Annotated in this window: 5 protein-coding genes and 1 pseudogene; 4 read left to right on the top strand and 2 right to left on the bottom strand. The window is 75.1% G+C overall.

The annotated features are described in order from the left end of the window. From AC2W7J_RS15530 to AC2W7J_RS15515, 4 genes are all read left to right on the top strand, one after another. Positions 1-555: hypothetical protein (locus AC2W7J_RS15530; protein ID WP_485983490.1), on the top strand; the 555-nt coding region annotated here is incomplete at its 5' end. Between the two features lie 405 nt (positions 556-960). Next, positions 961-2,271, top strand: a complete 1,311-nt coding sequence (locus tag AC2W7J_RS15525; RefSeq protein ID WP_485983488.1) for an AfsR/SARP family transcriptional regulator — start codon at positions 961-963, stop codon at positions 2,269-2,271. Next, the gene (locus AC2W7J_RS15520; RefSeq protein WP_255184622.1) at positions 2,268-3,194 is read left to right on the top strand and encodes a hypothetical protein; all 927 of its coding nucleotides are present in this window, start codon (positions 2,268-2,270) and stop codon (positions 3,192-3,194) included. The genes AC2W7J_RS15525 and AC2W7J_RS15520 overlap by 4 nt, the downstream gene beginning before the upstream one ends. Beyond that, on the top strand, positions 3,191-3,781 hold the full coding sequence (locus AC2W7J_RS15515; protein ID WP_485983485.1) for a hypothetical protein: 591 nt from the start codon (positions 3,191-3,193) through the stop codon (positions 3,779-3,781). Before AC2W7J_RS15520 ends, AC2W7J_RS15515 begins: the two co-directional genes overlap by 4 nt. A 7-nt stretch (positions 3,782-3,788) precedes the next feature. Here AC2W7J_RS15515 and AC2W7J_RS15510 read toward each other — a convergent pair whose 3' ends face one another. Continuing rightward, a complete protein-coding gene (locus tag AC2W7J_RS15510) occupies positions 3,789-3,995 on the bottom strand; it encodes a hypothetical protein (RefSeq protein WP_485983492.1) in 207 nt (68 codons plus the stop codon). A 1,000-nt stretch (positions 3,996-4,995) separates the two neighbouring features. Then, a pseudogene (locus tag AC2W7J_RS15505) lies at positions 4,996-5,220 on the bottom strand (ATP-binding cassette domain-containing protein); the annotation flags it as partial. Positions 5,221-5,295: the final 75 nt, after the last annotated feature.

Below are 5,295 nucleotides of genomic sequence, written 5' to 3'. Positions count from 1 at the left end.
GGCCGACGCCGCGCACGGGGCGTCCACCCCCCTTCGGCACGACCCCTGCGACCAGGCTCCCGCCGACCAGCCGGCCAGCGCGCAGACCCCGGCCGTCTCCGGGCGGCTTCCGGCACCGCCGGGGCAGCCGCATCGACCGCGAGCGCCGAGGAGGGCTCCGCCGACCCGGTGCTCGTCGGCGACCCGGCCGACGAGTGGGGCAGCACGGTCCTCGGGCTGTCCGGCATCACCGCCGCCGGCCTGCTGACCCTCGTCGAGCGGGCCCGCCGCCGGCGCGCTGCCCGCCTGACCCGCCCCACCGACGAGGCGGTCAACGACCTCGAGCGCGAGCTCGCGCTCGTCGCCGACGTCCACACGGTCGACACCGTCGACATCGCCCTGCGGCACATCTCCGTCGCCGCCCGTGAGGCCGGCGCGCGCTGCCCGGTCTGCGCTCGGTGCGGATCGGTCGCCAGCAGCTCGACGTCCAGCTCGCCGACCCGATGCGGCTGCCCGCGCCCTGGACCTCCACCGCCGACCCCCGGCTGTGGACCCTCGCCGTGGACCGCGCCATGACGCTCGACCCGCAGATGCTCGTCACCGAGCCGGCACCCTTCCCCGCCCTCGTCGCCATCGGGCAGGACGACGAGGAGGCGCACGTGCTCGTCAACCTCGCCGACGTGCGCACCTTCGCCGTCGTGGGCGACCCGGCCCGCACCCGCGACACCCTCGCGGCGATGACCCTCTCGCTCGCCTCCGCCCCCTGGGCCGACGCGACGACCGTGACCGTCATCGGCGGGCACCCCGAGCTCACCCGGGCAATCGACTCCCCGCGGGTGCGCTCGGTGCCCGACATGGCGGCCTACACCCTCTCGGTGCAGGTGCAGATCGACCCGACCGCCCGTGAGGTCATCGTCGTCAGCGGCGAGCTCGACGCCCGCGACCGGCGGCGCCTCGACAAGGCGGTCGCCTCCTCACCGCGTGTCGCGCTCGCCCACGCCGCGAGCTCGGTCGCCGACGGCGCCGACTGCCCTGACGATTGCCGACGACACCGACGCCGCGGTCCTCTCCCCCGCCTACCTGCAGGTGCGGCCGGAGCGGCTGACAAGCGCCGACGCCGCCCGCATCGGCTTCCTCTTCGACCTGCTCGCCCCGGCCGAGGACGTGTGGGCACCTGCCGCGGGCGAGCCCGACGCGGCAGCGCTCGCAGGGGTCCCGACCGCCGCCGAGGTCACCCTCGACCCGGCCGACGACCTCGTCGACGACGCGCCCACGATCCGTCGTTCGCAGGTGGCCGACGAGGCGACCAACCCCACCCCGGTCCGCTGGAACACGCCGGTCAACACCCCGGCGGTGCAGACCCCCTTCGAGCCCGGGGAGGACGTCGCGACGGTGCGCCGCACCGCCGGCCTCGACCTCACCTCGCTGGGCACGACGCCCGGGTGGCTCTCCAACCAGATCACCCCGACGCCGGGCACGCCGCTGCCGCCGGTCATCGCCTTCCCCGAGCGGGTGCGCGAGCTCGCCGCACCCACCGACGAGCCCGTGCTGCGCCTGCTCGGCCCGGTCGACATCGACAACGTCGGCGAGGTCGCCGCAGCCCACCGCATGCGCCTCACCGAGCTCGCGGCCTACGTCAGCACGCACCCGCACGCCACCGCCACCGAGATCGACGACGCGATGTGGCCCAACCGCGCGATGCACGACCACTCCCGCGTGCGTGACCGTTCGCTCGCCGGGCTCGGCGCGTGGCTCGGGCCGGAGGAGACCCCGGCCGGTGGCCTTGACGCGGCCCGCGGCATCACGAGCGACTGGCGGCTCTGGCGGGGCCTCGTGCCCGCCGACCCCTCGCACGCCGGCACCGAGCACCTCGAGCAGGCCCTCGGACTGGTGCGCGGGCGTCCCTTCGCCGGGGTCCACCCCCGCCACTACGTGTGGGCGCAGGCGCTGCGCGCGCAGATGATCTTCGCGATCACCACCGCCGCCACCGAGCTCGCCCGCCGCCGCCTCATGGAGGGGCGCTGGGCCGCGGCCTACGACGCGACGGTCGTCGGCCTGACCGTCGAGCCCGGTGTCGAGGCCCTGTGGCGCCTGCAGGTCCTCGCCACCCACGAGCTCGGCGACGCCGACGCCCGCGACGCTGCTGCGGTCGCCTCGGCCGACTGCGGCCGACTCGCCGACCGCGACCTCGAGCCCGCATCCCCGCGAGCTGCTCGCGAGCCTGCCGGAGCTCACCGCGTCGCAGACCCCGACGACCACCCACCACGCCGTCTGATGGAGGCCCGCCGATGACGACCCTGACCCGACTGCTCCCGTGGGAGCGCGTCGTCGCCGTGCTCGGCGTGACGGCGCTCGTGCTCGTCGCCTCGCTCGCCACGGCGCCGCGCAGCGAGGCCGACATCTGCGAGAACTTCAACCTCAGCGCCCGCTGCCGCATCGTCTTCGGCGGGGAGAAGGGCGACGGCAAGGGCGGCGGGGGCAAGGGCCCGACGCGCCCGCCGTGCAACCTCGGCGCTCCCGACTACGAGCGCGTGCCGTGCGACAACGCGGTGGCGGGCTCGTGGAGCAACGAGCGCCAGTGCTACATCATCGAGGCCTCCGACCAGCCCACGCCGGACGACCCGGAGTGGCGACCCAAGGGCAAGCTCTACCAGTGCACGGGCTTCGACTCCGACGGCACGACGCTCATCCTCAAGGACCCGTTCTGGTCCGAGACGCCCCCTCGCACGAGCAACCCCGACGACCTCATCGCCGACCTCGAGACCGCCGTCGGCACCAAGTTCCGGGCGATGTACCCCGGTCTCGCGCCCAACCCCATCGCTGTCGGCCAGGAGTGGACCGGCTCGCGCATGGCGCCGGTCGGCCTGTGGGTGTGGATGTGGCCGCGGACGATGTGGCGCACGCAGTGGGGCCCGATCCAGGCCGAGGCCGAGGGCACGCCCTACTGGGTCAAGGCCGGCGTGACCCACGTGAAGTGGCAGATGGGTGACGGCTCGACGGTCGTCTGCCAGAAGAGCCCGCCCTTCGCACCGTGGATGCGTGACCGCACCCCCGAGTGCGGGCACAAGTACAAGAAGCCGGGCAACTACCGCGTCTTCATCACGACCTACTGGCACATCACCTACGTCGACGCCAACGGTCCCGGCGAGCAGAACATCGAGTTCAAGCAGTCGCTGTGGATCCGCATCGGGGAGAATCAGGTGGTCAACAAGTGACCCGAGCGTCCCGGGTCACCCCGCTCGCCCTCGCCGCGGTCGCGGCGCTCGTGCTCTCCGGGTGCGGCGGTGACGACGACGGCGGGCTCACCCCCGACCTCGTCGACCAGCGCCAGACCACCACGACCGACCCCGACGAGGCGGCCACCGAGGGCGCCCGCACCCGCGTCGGCCAGTGGGTCGACGGGCGCAACACGATCCTCGCCTCACCCGAGAGCTATCGGAGCACGGCGTCCATCGGCTTCGCCGAGGGGCGCGCCTCCTCTGCGCTCATCGCGGAGGCCGGACGCCTCGACATCAAGGGTCAGCGCCGCGAGGGCACGACCGAGATCGTCGGCGAGCTCCAGGTGACGAAGATGGAGCTCGAGCCGAAGCCGAAGAACGGCGTGGCGATCTCCCCCTTCGTCGAGATACGCGCCTGCCTCGACGAGAGCGGGACGAGCCTCGTCAAGGAGAGCGGCGGCACGGTCGCCGGCTCGAAGGGCCGGGGGCCCCGGCCGATGAAGTTCCACGTGAGCAACGACAGCTACCCCAACCCCGACTCGTGGATGGTCTCGTGGACCCAGGAGGTCAAGGGGCACTGCTGACCGGTCGTCACCGGCGCGCGAGCAGCACCACGACGACGGTGACGAGCGAGGCCAGCACGACGAGCGTGTCCGCCCGTCGCCAGGGCGCGGGCTCGGCCCAGGTGCGCCGACCGGCCGAGGCGAAGCCCCGCGCGTCCATCGCGACGGCGAGCGTCGCGGCCATGCCGAGCGAGCGCAGCAGCATGCCGAAGGTCGACGCCCACAGGTGCGCCACCGACCCCGGCCGGCCGCCGCCAGGTCACCGCCCTGGCCCCGCAGCCGCCGCGCCCAGCCCACCTCGGACCACGCTGCACCGAAGGACTGGACCCGCTGCAGGGCGGCGCCGAGCGCCACGACCGGTCGAGCGGGCAGGTGCAGCCGCTGACCGAGGTGGTCGGCGAGGTCGTCCGGGTCGACGAAGCCGAGCAGGATCGCCGACGGCACGACGATGACGAGCAGCCGCAGCGCCGCCGAGACGGCGACCTCGACGTCGTGGGTGCCGAGCAGCCACGTCGACCAGCCCACGCCGAGGGCGCCGACGAGGGCAGGCACGAGCCGCAGGGCCAGCCCCCGCCAGCGACGCGCGGTGGTCCAGCCTGGTCCGGTGCCGGGCAGCGTCGACAGGCCGACGACGGCGCCGACGGCGAGCAGGGCGAGGACGACGAGCGAGACCTGCCAGCCCGGCGAGAGGACCGCGGCGACCATCGGGACGACGGCCGCGGCGAAGAGCGAGAGCGGGCCGCACGCGGAGAGCACCGGCACGAGGGGCCGGCGGGGGTGGGTCGACCCGAGGGCGCCGGACCGTGCGGACCTCGTCGACGAGGGCCACGAGGTCGGGGTCGTGGGTTTGCGGCGACGACGCCGCCGCCCCGGGCACGGTGGGCGGCGAGCAGGCCGGCGACGGCCGCCCAGGTGCCCCGGTCCTGGCCGACGGTCGGTTTCGTCGGCCAGGACGGCAGCCGGGCCGTGCGCGAGGGCCGCGGCGACGGCGAGGCGGCGCTGCTCGCCGCCAGAGAGGGTCTGCGGGTCGGCGCGCTCGAGGTGCGCCAGGCCGAGCACGTCGAGCAGGTGGCCGGGCCGCGCCCCTCGTCGGCCGTGCCGAGGGTGCGGCCGGTGAGCAGGACCTCGTCGAGGACCGTGCGAGCGAGCAGCGCGCTCGAGCTCCACTGCGGCACCCAGCCGAGCAGCTGCGCCACCTCGTCGGCCGGCAGGTCCGCCACCTCGGGAGCGTCGGCTCCCGCGTCGTCGCCGACCACCACCCGCCCCGACGAAGGGGGCACCAGTCCAGCCATCGTGGCCAGCCACGTGCTCTTGCCCCCACCGCTGGGTCCGACGAGCGCCGTGGCCCGGCCCGCGGCGACGGTCAGCGGGGCCTGCGTGACGAGCGCGGTCGTCAGCTCGCTGCGCCCGTCGAGGTGGTTGCGCCGCCGCTCGACCCGCAATGGCTCGGCGGTGAGCACCGGCGTGCCGGGCGCGAGTGCGCCGCGCGCGGGAGCGTCGGGCGCGAGTGCGCCGCGCGCGGGCGCAACGGGGCG

The sequence above is a fragment of the Janibacter sp. CFPM2_SD2 genome (assembly GCF_057364645.1).
This window is presented reverse-complemented; position numbering and strand designations above follow the sequence as displayed.